At 70.8% G+C, this 16152-nt stretch carries 17 protein-coding genes and 1 tRNA gene; 7 read left to right on the top strand and 11 right to left on the bottom strand.

Annotated features, from left to right (window positions below):
- Positions 1 to 4: 4 nt before the first annotated feature.
- The 5 genes from ACFVQ3_RS16775 to ACFVQ3_RS16755 all read right to left on the bottom strand — a co-directional run bounded on the left by ACFVQ3_RS16775 (position 5) and on the right by ACFVQ3_RS16755 (position 3962).
- Positions 5 to 643: a hypothetical protein gene (locus tag ACFVQ3_RS16775; RefSeq protein ID WP_387641403.1), complete on the bottom strand. Its 639-nt coding sequence runs from the start codon at positions 641 to 643 to the stop codon at positions 5 to 7.
- A gap of 1 nt (position 644) precedes the next feature.
- Positions 645 to 1079: a hypothetical protein gene (locus tag ACFVQ3_RS16770; protein WP_387641401.1), complete on the bottom strand. Its 435-nt coding sequence runs from the start codon at positions 1077 to 1079 to the stop codon at positions 645 to 647.
- A 185-nt stretch (positions 1080 to 1264) separates the two neighbouring features.
- On the bottom strand, positions 1265 to 2269 hold the full coding sequence (locus tag ACFVQ3_RS16765) for an anion permease (protein WP_387641399.1): 1005 nt from the start codon (positions 2267 to 2269) through the stop codon (positions 1265 to 1267).
- A gap of 5 nt (positions 2270 to 2274) precedes the next feature.
- Entirely contained in the window at positions 2275 to 2895 is a 621-nt protein-coding gene (locus ACFVQ3_RS16760) for a DUF47 domain-containing protein (protein ID WP_030151734.1), read from the bottom strand.
- 467 nt (positions 2896 to 3362) lie between these two features.
- Positions 3363 to 3962 carry a hypothetical protein gene (locus tag ACFVQ3_RS16755; protein WP_387641469.1) on the bottom strand — a complete coding sequence of 200 codons (600 nt, stop codon included), beginning with the start codon at positions 3960 to 3962 and terminating at the stop codon, positions 3363 to 3365.
- 204 nt (positions 3963 to 4166) lie between these two features.
- Here ACFVQ3_RS16755 and ACFVQ3_RS16750 point away from each other — a divergent pair, with 204 nt between their 5' ends.
- From ACFVQ3_RS16750 to ACFVQ3_RS16735, 4 genes are all read left to right on the top strand, one after another.
- Complete coding sequence (locus ACFVQ3_RS16750) at positions 4167 to 4685, top strand: MarR family winged helix-turn-helix transcriptional regulator (RefSeq protein WP_387641397.1); 519 nt, start codon at positions 4167 to 4169, stop codon at positions 4683 to 4685.
- A gap of 132 nt (positions 4686 to 4817) precedes the next feature.
- A complete protein-coding gene (locus tag ACFVQ3_RS16745) occupies positions 4818 to 6473 on the top strand; it encodes an MDR family MFS transporter (protein WP_387641395.1) in 1656 nt (551 codons plus the stop codon).
- 120 nt (positions 6474 to 6593) lie between these two features.
- On the top strand, positions 6594 to 7070 hold the full coding sequence (locus tag ACFVQ3_RS16740) for a MarR family winged helix-turn-helix transcriptional regulator (RefSeq protein WP_387641392.1): 477 nt from the start codon (positions 6594 to 6596) through the stop codon (positions 7068 to 7070).
- Position 7071: 1 nt separating this feature from the next.
- Positions 7072 to 7530 carry a DUF2809 domain-containing protein gene (locus ACFVQ3_RS16735; protein ID WP_387641389.1) on the top strand — a complete coding sequence of 153 codons (459 nt, stop codon included), beginning with the start codon at positions 7072 to 7074 and terminating at the stop codon, positions 7528 to 7530.
- 35 nt (positions 7531 to 7565) lie between these two features.
- Here the strand turns inward: ACFVQ3_RS16735 and msrB are convergent, their stop codons facing one another.
- On the bottom strand, positions 7566 to 8015 hold the full coding sequence (msrB, locus tag ACFVQ3_RS16730) for a peptide-methionine (R)-S-oxide reductase MsrB (protein ID WP_387641387.1): 450 nt from the start codon (positions 8013 to 8015) through the stop codon (positions 7566 to 7568).
- Between the two features lie 423 nt (positions 8016 to 8438).
- A complete protein-coding gene (locus tag ACFVQ3_RS16725) occupies positions 8439 to 9863 on the bottom strand; it encodes a DEAD/DEAH box helicase (RefSeq protein WP_387641467.1) in 1425 nt (474 codons plus the stop codon).
- Between the two features lie 583 nt (positions 9864 to 10446).
- On the opposite strand from ACFVQ3_RS16725, the gene ACFVQ3_RS16720 reads away from it, so the two are divergent.
- Both ACFVQ3_RS16720 and ACFVQ3_RS16715 read left to right on the top strand, forming a co-directional pair.
- Positions 10447 to 11175: a M50 family metallopeptidase gene (locus tag ACFVQ3_RS16720; protein ID WP_387641385.1), complete on the top strand. Its 729-nt coding sequence runs from the start codon at positions 10447 to 10449 to the stop codon at positions 11173 to 11175.
- Positions 11176 to 11255: 80 nt separating this feature from the next.
- Entirely contained in the window at positions 11256 to 11633 is a 378-nt protein-coding gene (locus ACFVQ3_RS16715) for a DoxX family protein (protein ID WP_387641382.1), read from the top strand.
- A 207-nt stretch (positions 11634 to 11840) separates the two neighbouring features.
- Here the strand turns inward: ACFVQ3_RS16715 and ACFVQ3_RS16710 are convergent, their stop codons facing one another.
- Positions 11841 to 12125 (bottom strand): iron-sulfur cluster biosynthesis family protein, encoded by a 285-nt coding sequence (locus ACFVQ3_RS16710; protein ID WP_191792120.1) that lies wholly within the window; start codon positions 12123 to 12125, stop codon positions 11841 to 11843.
- 472 nt (positions 12126 to 12597) lie between these two features.
- Here ACFVQ3_RS16710 and ACFVQ3_RS16705 point away from each other — a divergent pair.
- Positions 12598 to 12669, top strand: a tRNA-Lys gene (locus ACFVQ3_RS16705).
- A 618-nt stretch (positions 12670 to 13287) separates the two neighbouring features.
- Here the strand turns inward: ACFVQ3_RS16705 and ACFVQ3_RS16700 are convergent.
- The 3 genes from ACFVQ3_RS16700 to ACFVQ3_RS16690 form a co-directional block, all read right to left on the bottom strand.
- A complete protein-coding gene (locus tag ACFVQ3_RS16700) occupies positions 13288 to 14853 on the bottom strand; it encodes a terminase large subunit domain-containing protein (protein ID WP_387641378.1) in 1566 nt (521 codons plus the stop codon).
- 136 nt (positions 14854 to 14989) lie between these two features.
- Positions 14990 to 15628 carry a P27 family phage terminase small subunit gene (locus ACFVQ3_RS16695; RefSeq protein WP_387641376.1) on the bottom strand — a complete coding sequence of 213 codons (639 nt, stop codon included), beginning with the start codon at positions 15626 to 15628 and terminating at the stop codon, positions 14990 to 14992.
- Positions 15625 to 16008: a helix-turn-helix domain-containing protein gene (locus tag ACFVQ3_RS16690; protein WP_387641373.1), complete on the bottom strand. Its 384-nt coding sequence runs from the start codon at positions 16006 to 16008 to the stop codon at positions 15625 to 15627. Before ACFVQ3_RS16690 ends, ACFVQ3_RS16695 begins: the two co-directional genes overlap by 4 nt.
- Positions 16009 to 16152 lie beyond the last annotated feature (144 nt).

Raw genomic sequence — 16152 nt, 5'->3', positions numbered from 1 at the left:
TGCGTCAACCGATCTCGAACTCGCCGACGAGCGTCACACCGTCGCTCTCGTAGACCGGCACGACCCGCACCGTGGCCCGGTCCGCCGCCGTGACGACCTCGGTGAGCAGCGGCGGCACGTCCAGTCCCGTGGGACGAGAGACCTCGCCCCCGTTCCCGGCGGTGAGCAGGCTGTCGAGGAGGTCGGCACCGGCCGTGGCCAACGTTCCACCGGCCAGCGCCGTCCGCACGTCCATGAGGAGGGCGTCGACGCTCGCCGTGTCGAGCACCGACACGTCGGTCGACGTGCCGAGCCTCTCGTCGAGGACGGCGTACGCGGCGGTGACCGCGGCCGTCTCGCGGGCCACCTGGTAGGCGACGGCCTCCTCCGGCGTCGTCGGCTCGGCGTCCCCGCCGTACAGGTCCTCCTTGAGGACGTACCCCTCTTCGCCGTTGGTGGCCTCGACCCGGATGAGATCAGGTTCCTCGTCCCGCCCGGAGGCCCCCATCGCGGAGCCGTACGTCAGACCGGCGGCGTTCGTCGCGAGATCGAGCGGCGCCTGCTGGGAGACGGAGGACGGGTCGGCCTGACAGCCGGTCGCGAGAAGTGCCGCGACGGCGACGACCAGGATCGGTCGTCGCCGTCGCGCGACGCGGATCGGCACGTCAGGCGTTCTGGTTGGGCGACTTGAACGTGTAGTGCGAGTTGTACGACGAGCCGTTCCAGACCCGGACGACGCCGTAGCTGTGGTAGGTGCCGGACTTGTAGTACGTCCCGGAGGGGATCGAGATACCGGAGGCAGCCCCGGAGTTGTAGGTGAAGCCACCCTCCTTGACCAGGGTCCCGCCCGAGGTGAAGAGGCGCCCGTTGGCCCCCATCCATCCGCTCGCCACGTTCCCCGACTTCGAGTCGAGGCGCGAGTAGGCCCAGGCGCTGCCGGTCTTGGTGTACACCGCAGCGCTCGCCGAGTACGACTTGCCGTTCGCGGACAGCGCGCTCACCGCGCTCTCCGCCGATCCTGCCGAGGCCGGGGCGGCCCCGGAGATCATGAGAGCGGTGGCGATGGTGATCGCCGAGAGCGACGTGACGACGTGACGCATGAGTTCCCCCTGGATGACGACGCGTGCCGCGGCGGTCGCGCGCGACGGCACGCAACGTATTGCCCACGGTCCGACGAGGTCAACAGTGTGTCCACATGCTGGTCCCGACCGGTCTGGTCCGAGGCCGCTCAGCCCGGCCGGCTTCCTCGGCCGGTTTCCTCGGCCGGCTTCCTCGGCCGGTCAGGTCAGAGCAGGATCGGCGACAGGATCCAGTACATGATCGCGGCCACGAGCGCAGCGGCGGGGATCGTCAGGACCCACGCGATGCCGATGTTCTTGGCGACGCCCCAGCGCACGGCGGACAGACGCTTGGTCGCGCCGACGCCCATGATCGCCGAGGTGATGGTGTGGGTCGTGGAGACCGGTGCGTGCAGCGCGAACGCGTTGACGTAGAGCACGATCGCGGAGACGGACTCGGCGACGAAGCCGCGCGCCGGGTCGAGCTCGATGATCTTGCGTCCGAGGGTCCGCATGATGCGCCAGCCGCCCGAGTAGGTCCCTGCCGAGATCGCGGCCGCGGCGGCGAGCTTGACCCACAGCGGGATGCCCTCCTCGGGGCTGGCCCAGCCGACCGTCAGGAGCGCCATGAAGATGACGCCCATGGTCTTCTGCGCGTCCTGGAGACCGTGGCCCAGCGCCATGGCAGCCGCGGACACGGTCTGCGCGAGGCGGAAACGGCGCGTGGTCTTGGAGGGCGCAGCGCGTCGGAAGGCCCACAGCAGGCCGACCATCGCGATGAACGCGAGGCCGAAGCCCACGAGCGGCGAGAAGACCATCGGCAGGACGACCTTGTCGACGATGGCCTGGCCGTAGATCATGAGCCCGCCCGCGAGGCCGGCGCCCACGAGGCCGCCGATGAGCGCGTGCGTCGAGGAGGACGGCAGCCCGAACCACCACGTGATGAGGTTCCACACGATCGCCCCGACGAGCGCGCACAGCACCACGATCAGCGCCTGGTGCGGATTCACCCCGTTGAGGTCGACGATCGAGGTCGCGATGGTCTCGGCGACCTCGGTCCCGAGGAGCGCGCCGGCGAAGTTCATGACCGCGGCCATGATGAGCGCGGCGCGCGGAGTGAGGGCCCTCGTCGAGACGGACGTCGCGATCGCGTTGGCCGCGTCGTGGAATCCGTTCGTGTAGTCGAAGCTCAGCGCGAGCGCGACGACGAGGACGACCAGAGCGAATTCCACGGGGCTCAGGACTCCTTGAGCGCGATGGTCTCGACCATGTTCGCGACCTTCTCGAACGCGTCGGCGGCCTGCTCGAGGATCTCGATGACCTCCTTGAGCTTGATGAGGAGGATCGGGTCGGAGACGTTGTCGAAGAGCTCGGCGAGGAGCTTGCGGTGGATCTTGTCGGCCTGGTTCTCGAGGCGGTTGACCTCGACCCAGTACTCGGCGAGGTCGTTGAGCGAGCGCAGGCGCGGCATGGCCTCGGCGGTCAGCTCTGCGGCGCGCTGCAGGACCTGGACCTGTTCGCCGACACGGGCGGGCAGCTCCTCGATCTTGTAGAGGACGATGAGGTCCGCGGCCTCTTCCATGTAGTCCATGCAGTCGTCGAGCGCGGAGGCCAGCCCGTAGATGTCGTCGCGGTCGAACGGCGTGACGAAGGTCTGGTTGAGGCGTCGCATGATCGTGTGCGTCGCGTCGTCGGCCAGGTGCTCGGTCTCCGCGAGCTTCTTGGCGAGCTCCTTGCGGGTCGGGCGGTCTGCGCCGAGCAGCTCGGCCAGGAGGTTCGCCCCGGTGACCAGGTGCTGAGCGGAGTCGGCGAGGAGGTCGAAGAACGAGGTATCGCGCGGGGTGAGGCGCAAGCGCACGGGAGGCTCCGAAAGGGCTGGACGCTGGTGGGTTTTCACAGGCAGATGACGACCGCACGGAGCGATCGTCACCCGGATGTCACAGGTGTTCTGTTGGAAGGTGACGCTGTGGTGAGTCGCGCCAGAGGGCGCGTTAACGCATCTCTAACGCTCGTCAAATGTAGCCGAACTGTCGCCTGAACGTTCAATCGCGTTCGGCGACCGGCGGGAGCTCCGGAGGGCCCCCGAGAGGGCACGCCGGACGGCGCTCACGTCATGGTGGGGGCGACGCCGGGCCGGGAGCGCCTGTCGGCGCGAAGGCCGCTCGAAGCGGCTGATGTTGGAGCCCGGGGCTACCGCGACCCGACGTCGTGAACCATCGTACGCCCGCGTCCGGGAGGCTTCGAACCCGCTGGTCAGAGGGCTCTTCGAGCCGCGGGACCCCCCTCTGCGGGCCCCCGGGCGCGCAGCGGCCCGACGGCGCCGCGTCAGTCGAGCCTGTCGGCCCGCCACAGCGCGGCGGAGTGCTCGAGCTCCTCGGCCGTGCGCAGCAGCGACGAGGCGCCGCGCGTCATCCGCAGCGCGGAGTCGGGGTCGCCGGCCTCGCGCGAGTCGGCGTCGAACGCGGCGCCCGTGGCGAGGATGCGGCAGAACGCGGCGGCCCGCTCGAGGGCCACGGCGAGGTCGCCCGCGAAGACTCCCGAGAGCACGGCGTCGGCGAGCTCTCGCACGTCCTCGGGGCCCGGCGGGCTCACGACGCCCGCGACGACCTCGTGGACGGGGGCGGCGTCGACGCCGAGGCGGTAGCGCAGCGTCACGGTCTGCGGGTCGCGGCGCACCCACTCCCGCAGGACGTACAGGCGCCAGAGCGCGCCGGGCAGGGTCGCGGGGGCGGAGTCGGCCCAGAGGCCGGACACGACGTCGAGGCCTTCGGTCTCGACGAGGCGGATGAGGCGGTCGACGACCTCGGGGTCCTCGGCGGCGCGGGCACCGTGCACGATCGCAGCGGCGGTCGTGTGGGCGATCTGGTCGCGCAGCGCGGGGTCGAGGTCGCCGGGGAGCTCGTCGGCCTCGCGCGGGTCGAGCATCGCGGGGCGGCGGGGGCGATGACTGGGGGCCGGTTGTTCGCTCACCTCTCGATCGTACGCAGGGCACCCGACGGCGGGACGCCTGCGAGGTGCCCGTCTGACCAGGATCGGTACGGATGTCCCAAGAACATGCTCGGTGCAACTATTGCCTTCAGCAACCATCTGGGTTTATGGTTGCTTGCAGCAACTAAGGAGATCTCTCGCGTGCCCCTCGCCCCCACCCCTTCCCTCGACACCCCTGACGACCCCACGTCGCTCGTCCCAGCGCCCGCCGGCACTCCTCGGGACACGACCCTCGACGTCCCCGTCAAAGAGCTCACGATCGCCCTCGAGGAGCTCAACCGCGCCCAGCGCGAGGTCTCGGCCCGGCTCGCACGCGAGCTCGACTTCCCGCGCGCCTCGATCGGGGCGCTCCGCCTCCTCCAGCACTGCGGCCCGCTCCAGGTCACCGAGCTCGCGCACCACCTCAAGGTCGACCTGTCGGTCGCGAGCCGCCAGGTCACGCACCTCGTCGAGGCAGGGCTGGTCGAGCGGACGGCGTGCGACGACGACCGGCGCGCCCGAAGCGTGACCCTCACCCCGGAGGGACGGGAGAAGGTCGACGAGACCTTCGCCCTGCTCGCGAGCCGCACCGCCCGCACCTTCGAGGGGTGGACCGCCGAGGAGCTCCGCGACTCGATCCACCACCTCGGCCGCCTCACCGAGGCGCTCTCCCGCGCCTGACGGCCCCCGCACGGACCTCGCGCACACCAGACCGCTGCCCCGGGCGACCCGCCCACCCGACGCGCGCGACGCCGTCGGGCACCGCTATGACGTCTCGACGACAAAGCACGACCTATTGAATGTGAGTCCCCTATGAGCGCTACCACCACCATGACCCGCAGGGAGGTGCTGGAGTCGTTGTCCGGCATCCTCCTCGGGATGTTCGTCTCGATCCTCGCGACCTCCGTGGTCTCGAGCTCGCTGCCCAAGATCATCAACGACCTGAACGGGTCGCAGTCGTCGTTCACCTGGGTCGTCACCGCGACCCTGCTGACGACCACCATCTCGACGCCCATCTGGGGCAAGCTCGCCGACCTGACGAACCGCAAGGTCCTCATCCAGCTCGCGCTGGTCGTCTCGGTCGTCGCGTCGGCCCTCGCAGGCCTGTCGCAGAACGTCGGCACCCTCATCGCGTTCCGCGCCCTCCAGGGCATCGGCGCCGGTGGGCTCATGGCGCTCGCCATGGTCCTCATCTCCGACATCATCTCGCCGCGCGAACGTGGCAAGTACATGGGCCTCATGGGCGCGATCATGGCCGTGAGCCAGATCGGCGGCCCCCTCCTCGGCGGCGTCCTGACCGACACCGTGAGCTGGCGCCTCAACTTCTTCGTGGGCCTGCCGTTCGCGATCGCCGCGATCGTCGTCCTCCAGCGCACGCTGCACCTGCCGCCCATCCCCCGCCGTGTCGTGAAGATCGACTACTGGGGCGCGCTGCTCATCAGCGTCGGCGTCTCGACCCTGCTGCTGTGGGTCACGTTCGCGGGCAACAACTTCGAGTGGGTCTCCTGGCAGAGCGCCGTCATGGTGATCGGCTCGCTGCTCGCGCTGGTCGCGGCCGTCCTCGTCGAGAAGAGCGCGGTCGAGCCCATCATCCCGCTGCACCTCTTCAAGAACCGCACGTTCGTCCTCGCGGTCCTCGCGAGCGTCGCCGTCGGCGTCGCGATGTTCGGCACCGCGGTCTTCCTCAGCCAGTACATGCAGGTCGCCCGTGGCAAGACGGCGACCGAGTCGGGCCTCCTGACCATCCCGATGATCGTCGGGACGTTCATCGCGTCGACCCTGATCGGGCAGCTCATCACCCGCACCGGACGCTACAAGGCCTTCATGGTCACCGGTGGCGTGCTGCTCGTCGGGTCGCTCTTCGCCCTCTCGACGATCGACTACCACACCAGCTTCGTGCTCATCAGCGTCTACCTGTTCTTCCTCGGCGCGAGCATGGGCATGCTCATGCAGAACCTCGTGCTCGCGGTCCAGAACACCCTCGACGTCTCCGAGATGGGCGCGGGCACCTCGACCGTCGCGTTCTTCCGCACGCTCGGCGGAGCGATCGGCGTCTCCGTCCTGGGTGCCGTCCTCGCGAGCAAGGTCACGAGCTCCATCCAGGAGGGCCTCGCCAAGATGGGCGTGCCGAGCGACGGGACAGGCGGCACCGTCCCGGACGTCTCGACGCTCCCCGCCCCGATGCGCGACCTCGTCGAGCGCTCGTACGGCGAGGGCATCGCGGAGATCTTCCTCGTCGCCGTGCCCCTCGCGGTCATCGGCCTGATCTGCGTGCTGTTCCTCAAGGAGGTGCCGCTCGGCACCAAGTCCGGTCTCGACGAGCGCCTCGAGCGCGAGCTCGCGGCCGGCCTGCCCGACCTGACCGACGAGATCGAGCAGGAGCACGAGGGCGACTTCGCCGCCGCCGAGGGCTCGGTCCTCGCGGGGGCGGGCGAGGGCCCCGCCCGTGGGGGCAGCGCCTCGCGCTGACCTCCTTCTCGCTGGACCTCACCCGGGGCCGTCGTGGATGCATGTTCCACGGCGGCCCCGCCGCACGCCATGATGGGGCGTGTGATCCCGCCCTCGCCGACCGACCAGCCGGAGCCGACTGTGTCCTCAACGCCCACCACACCCGCCGCCGACGACTCGCCGCTCTACGCGCTCGAACGCGAGCTGCGCGTCCTGACGCGCCGGGCGGGCTCGTCCGCGAACGCGATGGCCAAGCGCATCCACCCCGACCTCGACGCGAGCGCGTACCCGCTGCTCGCCCACATCTGGGCCCACCCGGGTGTGCGCGGCTCGGACCTCGCGCAGCAGTTCGGGGTGGGGCGGGCGACCATCTCGCGACAGCTCGCACGGCTCGAGTCGGTCGGGATGGTGGACCGCGAGGTCGACCCCGAGGACTCCCGCGGCCAGATCATCACGCTCACCGAGGCCGGGGAGACGCTGCTGCGGACCACGCACGAGCGCCGCGTCGACTCGATCTCCCAGGCGCTGAGCGACTGGTCGCCCGACGACGTCGCGGCCCTCGCCGCACTGCTCCACCGGTACTCGGAGGACGTCGTGCGCTGGCAGGCCTCGCGCTGACATGACGTCGGGTGACGCGCTGGAGGGGCGTTCGGGCGTCGCGCCCTGGTACAGCGCTGCCCGACGACGCAGCCGCCTCCGGGTCCTGGCCGTCCTCGCGGTCGTGGTCGCCCTGGGCCTCGTGGTGACGACGCAGGTCCCCGACCCCGTCGGTGACGTGGTCGGGGACCTGCTGTACGCCGTCGCGGTCTACGTGGCGCTCGTGCTCGTCGCTCCCCGCGTGCGACCGTGGGTCGCCGGGGCCGTGGTGCTGGCGTGGTGCTGGCTCGTCGAGGCCCTGCAGGCGACGTCCGTCGTGGCCAACCTCCTGGACGTGGTGCCGGCGGCCGCGTGGGTGCTCGGGAGCACGTTCAACGCACGGGACCTGCTGCTCTACCTGCTGGGTGTGCTGCTCGCGGTCGGCGTCGACGTGCTCGTCGGTGCCAGGACCTCGCGGGTGTCAGGACGAGCGTGCCCCTAGGGTCGCGCTCGCCCTGACGTGTGTCCTGCTGCTGCTCAGGCGCCGGCGTCCTCGAACGTCAGGCTCAGGCTGTTCATGCAGAACCGGTCACCGGTCGGGGTCTGCGGCGCGTCGTCGAACACGTGTCCCAGGTGCGAGCCGCAGTTGGCGCACCGCACCTCGGTGCGGACCATGCCGTGGCTGCGGTCCTGGATGAGCTCGACCGCGTCCGACTCCTTGGGCGCGTAGAAGCTCGGCCACCCGCAGTGCGAGTCGAACTTCGTGTCCGAGCGGAACAGATCGTGCCCGCAGGCCCGACACCGGTAGATGCCCTCGCGCTTCTCGTCGAGGAGCTCACCGGTCCAGGGACGCTCGGTGCCGGCCTGACGGAGCACCGCGTACTCGTCAGGAGCCAGCTCCTCGCGCCACTGGGCGTCGGGCTTGGCCACCGGGTACACCTTCTGCGAGAACAGGCTTCCGGTCGTGTCGTGGGTCTCGTTGGTCATGCTCCACCTCCGACAGCGACAACCGTGAGGGCTGTCCGGGTGTTCCCGGGCGGCTTCCGTCGCCGAGGGCGACGGCGTCGACCGCCGACGGTGACGCGCTGGAGTGCCGACGGTGACGCACTCTGCCGCCGACGGTGACGCGCTGGAGTGCCGACGGTGACCGACCCGACCGCCGACGGTGACGCGACCGACCTACGACGGTGGCGACGCCACGCTTCAGCCCGAACGCGAAGGACCCCGGTGGTGATCCGAAGATCACCACCGGGGTCCTGAGACAGGTCGTCACCGTCGGCAGGCGCGCACGTCACCCTCGGCGAGCGGCGCCGTCACCCTCGGCGGGCGAGTCCGTCACCGTCGGCGACAGCGCACGTCACCGTCGGCGACAGAGTCCGTCACCCTCGGCGAGCGGCGAGCGCACAGCCGTCAGTACGACGACGACGAGTACACCGTCGCCGAACCGCCACCGCGCTGCGCGCGACCACGGCCGCCGCGACGACGAGCCTGCGCACCGGCGCCGCCCTCGCCACCCTGGGCCGACTGGCCGCGACCGCCCTGGGTGCGCTGCGCCGTCGGGCCTGCGGACTTGGCCGGGGCCGACGTGCGCGCCGCACGCGTCCCACCGTTGCGCGACGGCGTGCCGCGCTTGGCCTGCGTCTGCGGCGGCGTGATGTCGGCGGGGCGCACGTACTCGGCGACCTCGCCGACGAGCGCCGTGATCGCCGCGTCACCGGGGGCGACGGGCTGCGGCTGCGCCGTGATCTTCGCCTTGCGGGTCAGGTCCTTCACGTCGTTGCGCTGCTCGGGGAGCATGACGGTGACGACGACGCCCTCGGAACCGGCACGAGCCGTACGGCCCGAACGGTGCAGGTACGCCTTGTGCTCGGCCGGGGGGTCGACGTGGACGACCAGCTCGATCTCGTCGACGTGGATGCCGCGCGCCGCGATGTCGGTCGCGACGAGCACGCGGACCGAACCGTTCGAGAACGCCTCGAGGTTGCGCTCGCGCGCACCCTGGCCGAGGTTGCCGTGCAGGTCGACCGAGGGGATGCCCTGCGCGGTGAGCTGCTTCGCGAGCTTCTTCGCCTGGTGCTTGGTGCGCGTGAACAGGACACGACGGCCCGTGCCCGACGCGAGCTGCTGCACGACGTCCTTCTTCGCGTCCGCGTCACGGACCGCGAAGATGTGGTGCGTCATGTTGGAGACGGGCGACTCGGCCGAGTCGACCGAGTGGCTCACCGGGTTGCTCAGGTAGCGCTTGACGAGCTGGTCCACGCCGTTGTCGAGCGTCGCGGAGAACAGCAGGCGCTGGCCGCGCGTCGGGGTCTTGTCCATGATGCGCTTGACGCCGGGCAGGAAGCCCAGGTCGGCCATGTGGTCGGCCTCGTCGAGGACCGTGATCTCGATACCGTCGAGCGACAGGACGCGCTGGTTGAGGAGGTCCTCGAGGCGGCCCGGGCACGCGATGACGATGTCGACGCCCGCGTTCAGGGCGCTGACCTGACGGCTCTGCGCGACGCCACCGAAGATGGTCGTCGTGTTCAGGCCCAGGGCCTTCGCGAGCGGCTCCATCGTGGCGTTGATCTGGTTGGCGAGCTCACGCGTCGGGCACAGGACCAGCGCGCGGGGGCGACGGGCGGCACGGCGGGTGTCCGACTGGGACAGGCGCGTGACGACCGGCAGCGAGAACGCGAGGGTCTTGCCCGAGCCCGTGCGACCACGGCCCAGGACGTCGCGGCCCTTGAGCGTGTCCGGCAGCGAGGCGACCTGGATGGGGAACGGCGACTCAATGCCCTGGCTGGAGAGCTCGCGGATCACCGTGGTGGGGATCGCGAAGTCGTTGAAGGTCAGGCCCTCGGGGACGACGGTCGGGACCGACGAACGCTCCACGGCGGGGCGCTGCTCGCGCTGCTCACGGGGAGCGCGCTGCTCACGGCTGCCGCCGGCGGGGCGGCCCTGGCCTGCACCACGACCGTCACGGTCGCGCGAGTCGCGCTCCCGGACGGGGCGACCGTCGCGGGTCACCTTGGTGGGACGCGAGTCGCGGTTGTCGCGCTCGTCGCGGGACTCACGGGCCGGGCGGGCCCGGTCGTCGCGTGCGGGGCGGTTGGTGTCGCGGGACTGCTGTCCCTGCGACTGGTTGGTACGGGGGGCTGCGGCGTTCGGGCGCACGGCAGCACGAATGGGGTTGTTCAAGGGTTTGCCTCTCGGGCGTAGGGTCGGGGTTCGCCGCAAGAAATCCAGGGAACTCCACGACGCTGGGCGCGCAGAGATGCGCAGCCACGGTCCCCACTCTCTCATGCCCGGGCCCTGCGTGCATCGATGGTGATCGACGTCTCCACATCCCTCACCGATCCCTCACCTCCCCGAGGACTCCCCCGGACCTCTCACCTCCCGCACATGCGGCCGTGGTGGAATGTCGCCCGTGGACTTCATGAGCTCAGTGGGCGACGTCATCGGTCAGATCTGGTCGGCGGCCACCACTCCTGTGCCCGCACCGGCCTCGGCGGTCGTGCTGTCGATGTCGCTCGTCGCACTGATCGTCGTGGTGTTCACGCCCGTGTGGCGGGTCGCCCGGCACGTCGTGACGATCGCGCACGAGGGCGCGCACGCCATCGCGGCCCTGCTCACCGGGAGGCGGCTGACGGGCATCCGCCTCCACTCCGACACCTCGGGGCTGACGGTCTCCTACGGCAAGCCGCGCGGCTTCGGCATGGTCCTGACGGCCTTCATGGGCTACGTCGGCCCAGGTCTGGTGGGGCTCGGGGCGGCCGCGCTGCTGCGGGCGGGCTACGCCGTCGGGCTGCTGTGGCTCCTGGTGCTGCTGCTGACCCTGATGCTCCTGCAGATCCGCAACTGGTTCGGCCTGTGGTCGGTGCTGGTGAGCGGCGTGGCGCTCGTCGTCGTGTCGTGGGCCGCGACGCCGCCCGTGCAGGGCGCGGTCGCGTACGCCGTGACGTGGTTCCTGCTGCTGGGCGCGATCCGGCCCGTCCTGGAGCTGCAGGTCTCGCGCAGCCGCGGCAGGGCCCGCCAGTCCGACGCCGACATGCTGGCGCGGCTCACCGGCATCCCGGGGATCGTGTGGGTCGGGCTGTTCCTGCTCGTAACCGTCGGCGCGGCGGTGCTGGGCGGGTACTGGATCGTGTCGCCGGCGACCGCGTGAACCGGCCGGCCCACCGAGTGGTGGCCCACCAGGTGACGGCCCCCAGGGCGAGCCACCGCTACCCTGCCTAGCATCGGGGCATGGCCCTCTCCCCGACGTTCTCCGCGGTCTCGCTCGCGGCCCTGCTCGGCTCGTCCGGCGTCGTGCACCTGGTACGCCCGCAGGTCTTCGAACCCCTGATCCCCGACGCCCTCGGGGACCCGCGTCCCTGGGTCACGTGGAGCGGCGTGGCCGAGCTCGCGTGCGCGACGGCGCTGCTCGTCCCCGCGACGCGGCGCGCCGGCGGCCTCGCGAGCGCCGCCCTGCTCGTCGGTGTCTTCCCCGGGAACGTGAAGATGGCACTCGACTCGTACCCCGGCGCCCGGTCGTGGGCGCGCAAGCCGATCGTCGCCTGGGGGCGCCTACCGGTCCAGGTGCCGCTCGTGGCGTGGGCGCTGGGCGTGGCGCGGCGGGGCTGAACGCCCCGCCACCACCGAGGTCGTCGGAGCGCACGCCGACGGGCCGCCCGCTGCGTGCGGACGGCCCGTCGGGGTGATCGGGTGCGTAGCCCTGGCCGGGCCGGGAACCTTCCGAGGAGGAGGGGGTCGGCTCCCGGGACGGGCGGGCCGCGCAGCCGGTCGAGATCTGGTGCGGGCTGTCAGGCCCCGCAGGTGGTGCCGGGCCGCTCAGGCCTGCGGCGTGAGGACGAACCCGGGTCCCTCGGTCGCACGAGGGTCGGTGTCCAGCGTGAGGTTCGCGAGCGCGATCGACGTAGTCGGTTCGACGAAGACTCGTGCGTCTCCGCTCTCGACGACCGTGTCGTCGGGCTGCGGGCTCGGGACGAGGGCCAGCTCGAAGTCGCCGGACTGCGGCGCCGACTCGGCGATCCGGAGGCCGCCACCGTCGGGCACTCCGGCCCGCGTGGTGAGGTCCTGGACTGCATCGCGGGCGTTGTCGGTCAGGGTGAGCATAGAAGCTCCTCTCGGTTGCCTGGGGACGCACGGGCAGTCTTGCGACGAACCCTCGGCGTGCGCCTTTCGGTTGCCTCCAACCAAACAAGGATCGGGCCCGATCGCAAGGTCGGAAGCCGATTCACGGCGTGTCTCTCACCCAGTGGGATCGGGCGCGACAAGCGCCTGCGGATCGCGTTAGGGTCCGCGCCCGCGGGGGCACGCGGCGCCCGCACGTGGCCGCTGCCGCTCGATGCGCCCGCCGCTGCTGAGTGCGGAGCAGTTGTCGCGGATCGCGTCGTCTCACGACAAGTACGCCGCACTCGAGGGCACCGACTGGACCTTCCCGACGCGCCTCGCGGCCGAGGCGCCGATTCGACCGGCCCGACGGCGCCGCACACCCCCGTGGGCACGTCGCCGTGGGCAAGGGCTCGGCGCGTAGACTCTGCGCGGGCCTTGGTGGCGCCTCGTCCGAGGCGCGCGCACGGTGCCTGGGCCTCTAGCTCAATGGCAGAGCTGCGGACTTTTAATCCGTAGGTTGTGGGTTCGAGTCCCACGGGGCCCACCGTCCTGACCTGCGAACTTTGTCGGTCCTTGACTGAGCACCGCCGGTTCGTGCAGCAAATTTGCAGCAACCGAATGCGAAGAGCCTCGCCCCTCCGAGGAGGGGCGGGGCTCTGGCGTTGACGCCCAGATTCTGCGCTACAGTGACGTCCACAACGACATAAAACGGCCCCGACGAGCTCGAGTGCCCGAACGGGAGCATGAGCAGCGCGAGGTACAGGTGCTCGGACCACGAGAAGCGGTCACGGGTGCGCAGCGCAGGGACCTCGTCCTGCCCGATGAGGGGCAGACCGAGGTTCTCCGCGACGAACGCGGCGACCTCCTCGCGGCACCCGTTCGGGTCCAGACGCCAGGTGGTGCGCCGGATCGGGAGCGTCACCGCTCGCAGGACCGACATGACCTGGGCGTCCTGGCGGCGCATCTTGTCGTAGACCTCGATGTTCTGCGGCCAGCGCAGCTCGGGTGTCTCCTCGTCGTCCTCGGTGGTTCCCCACGCGCCGGTCTTGCGGCCGGTGTTGGAGTACCCCTTCTCGGACGTCGGGGCGGCATGGGGCAGGGTCACGAGCGCCTTGGCTTGCCGCCACAGTCTCGCCAGCTTCGACATCGCGCTCCTCTCGGGTCAGAACCCGGCCGTGGCCAGGTCGCTCGTCAGGTCCGCGCCGTAGGCGCCCGGGGGGATGTCCGTGGGACGGACAGCCTCGGGGGCGGGTGGTGGCGGTGGAGGGTCGGGCACGTGCTTGTTCAGCAGCCACAGCGCTTCGATCCACGAGATCAGCGGGGCCGCGTCCGTCGGGGAGTCCTTGCGGTCGATGACCCAGGTCCCGCCCGACAGGTACTTCACGACGGCCGTCTCGGCGGCGTTGTCCAAGGTCGGCTGCTTCGGGTGGACCACGGCGCAGTCTCGGACCGCGTCGAACGCCTCGGCGTAGGCCGTGGTCAGATCGGCGCCCGCGAGCTCGACGATCGGGAGCCGGAACGTCCGGTCGTCGGCGAGCTGCTTCATGAGCGTCGAGACCGGCGCACCACGCGACTGCCCGGTGACCGCCTTGATGCGCGCGTTGCGCTTCGGGGACTGCAGCCACTCGGCCACCCAGTCGGTGCCGTAGCGCCCCGTGATGACCTCGGCCTGCGGTCGACCGTCCTTGCGGTAGCCAGCGAACGAGATGTACGTCATCGACCGGTCGTGCGACTGGTCGATGGCGGCGAGCACGGGACCGACGATCCGGTCTTCGTCCTTGAACGCCAGCGTCCCGTTCTCCTTCTTGACGGGGTCGACGCGGGTCGCGCCCCAGGTGCCGGGGACGAACGGACCCGACGACGTTCCGTCCGGCCACTGGCAGAGGATCTCGGTCCGGAAGACGTAGTCCGGTTCGGACAGCGCCGCGGCGATGTTGCGCTCGGTCAGGTCCGTGCGGTTCATCGACGGGCTCGCCTGGGCCCACGCGTCGCGGTCGTGCTTGCTGCACCCGGGAGCGGCCGACCACTCGAAGAGCGCGATCGTGGACTCGTCCACCCGCAGGTCCTCAAGCTCGATCTCCTCGAGCCCTTCCTCGTCCTGGGCGAGGGCGTCCAGGTCGAGGTCCTCGATGTCGAACTGCGTGGGCCCCTCGTCGCTGCCCTGGGACTCGGCCCAGATGCCGTCGGGGTCGCCGATCGCACGGTGCGCGACGATCCGCAGGTGCTTGAGCACGACGCTCTCGAGGTCGCCGGCGTTCGACAGGGCGAGGATGAGCGCCTCGGCGCGGGCCAGGGTGGACTTGGTGATCGCGGCCCACGCGTTCCAGTTCTTGTGCGTGCGCAGCTCGTCGAGCAGGACGAGGTTCCCGGAGAGCCCGCGGCCGGCCTTGCTGTTGGCAGCCTTCACCTTGTACTTCTGCCCGGTCGTGAGCTCGAGGGCCTTCTTGCCGTTGACCTTGACTACCCGGTCGACGAGCTCAGCCAGGTCCTCGTTCTCCTGGACGATGTCGACGACCTCTTGCCACAGGGTCTCGGCGACGTCGAGGTCCTGGGCGGTGCCGAGCACCAGAGGCCAGCCCCACACGCACATGAGCCAGATCGTCAGGATCTGCGCGAGGGTGCTCTTACCGTTCTGCCTGGCGACCAGGACGACCACCGTGCGGAAGCGCAGCGCACCGTCCTCGTTGAGCTCGAGCATGTGGACCAAGAGCCAGGCTTGCCAGGGCACGAGCGAGATGCCCAGGACGTCCTTCGCGAAGTCGATGACGTCGTACCCCAGCGTCCACTTCTCGGTCTCCGACGAACGGGGCTCGAGTGGGTGCAGCGGCGGGGTGTAGACGCGGGGAACGGTGCAGCCCAGGCGCCTATCCCGTGCCGCCTTGCCTCTGCCGACGGGCCGCGGCCGCGTCTGCGAACTTCGTGACCTTGCCACCCGTCGCCGCCCCCTTCGCTGCCGGGGCAGGGGCCTCTGCAGCGGACGAAGCCGGGGTGATCTGCCGCTCGGCACACGCCTTGAGGTAGGTCGGGATCAGGTTGTAGGTCGCCTTCTGCAAGGCGTCCATGCCGGCGCGCTGGCACTCGTCGATCAGCCACGCGAGCGTCTTGACCGCAGCCACCGGCCCGGCGTACTTGGCCTCGGCCAGGTGCGGCGCGTCCCCGATCGAGCGCGCCGTCGCGTCGGCCATGTACCCGCGCTGGCGAGTCGGCTTCACGAACGGCGCGAACCGATCGCCCCACGCACGAATCTGCTCGGCGGCCGCGCGCTCGATCGCGAGCGCCGGATGCGCGACGACGCCGCCGCGAGCGTCGGAGACGACCAAGCCCTCCTCCTCGACACGTTCCTGCGCCTCGCGCATCCGGGCCACGATCGAGCAGAACGCCTCGAGCGCGGCCCGGTCGACGCGGCCGGCGAGGTCGTTCGAGGACACGATCTCGCGCCAGACGACGACGGCGCGTGGCGGCATGCCGTCGGGCGGCTCGAGGCCCTGAGGGGTTGTCGTCACTGCAGCACCACCGTCCCTACCGTGAGCGCGCGGGCCGCGATGCGCCCGGCGCGGATCGTCGAGATCGGGCGAGCCCGCGTGTCGGTGCGTTCGGCGTACTCGGGACGCAGCGCGGCGACCAGGTTCGACAGGGTCCGTCGCGACAGGCGCCAGTCGATCAGGGCGCCGATGTCGACGACAGCCATGTGGGGCCAGTCCGCCAGGACGTCGCGGACGGCCTCCTCCGCGTCCTCGGTGGCCGAGGAGCGGTGGTAGTGATCGCGAGCTCCGGGCGCGAGCGCACGCCGAACGGTGTTCCGGGAAGCCCCGATGCGTCGCGCGATCGCCTTGATCGGCTCGCCCTCCGCACGGCGGGCACGGATCTCGGCCCGATTTCGCATCTGCCGGTAGCCTCCCTGTGTGGAAATCTGCCGCTCCGTCGAAGCTGCCTCACCATTCGCTGAACCCGTTCGTGAGTGTTGGTCGCTCACGGCGCCTGCGACCCCAGCACTCCAAACTTGGGGACCAGAGATCGCAGGCTCGCT

It is taken from the genome of Oerskovia sp. NPDC057915, from assembly GCF_042887685.1.
GTDB lineage: Bacteria > Actinomycetota > Actinomycetes > Actinomycetales > Cellulomonadaceae > Oerskovia.
The sequence above is the reverse complement of the archived record's forward strand: the minus strand, read 5'-3'. Positions and strand labels throughout refer to the sequence as shown.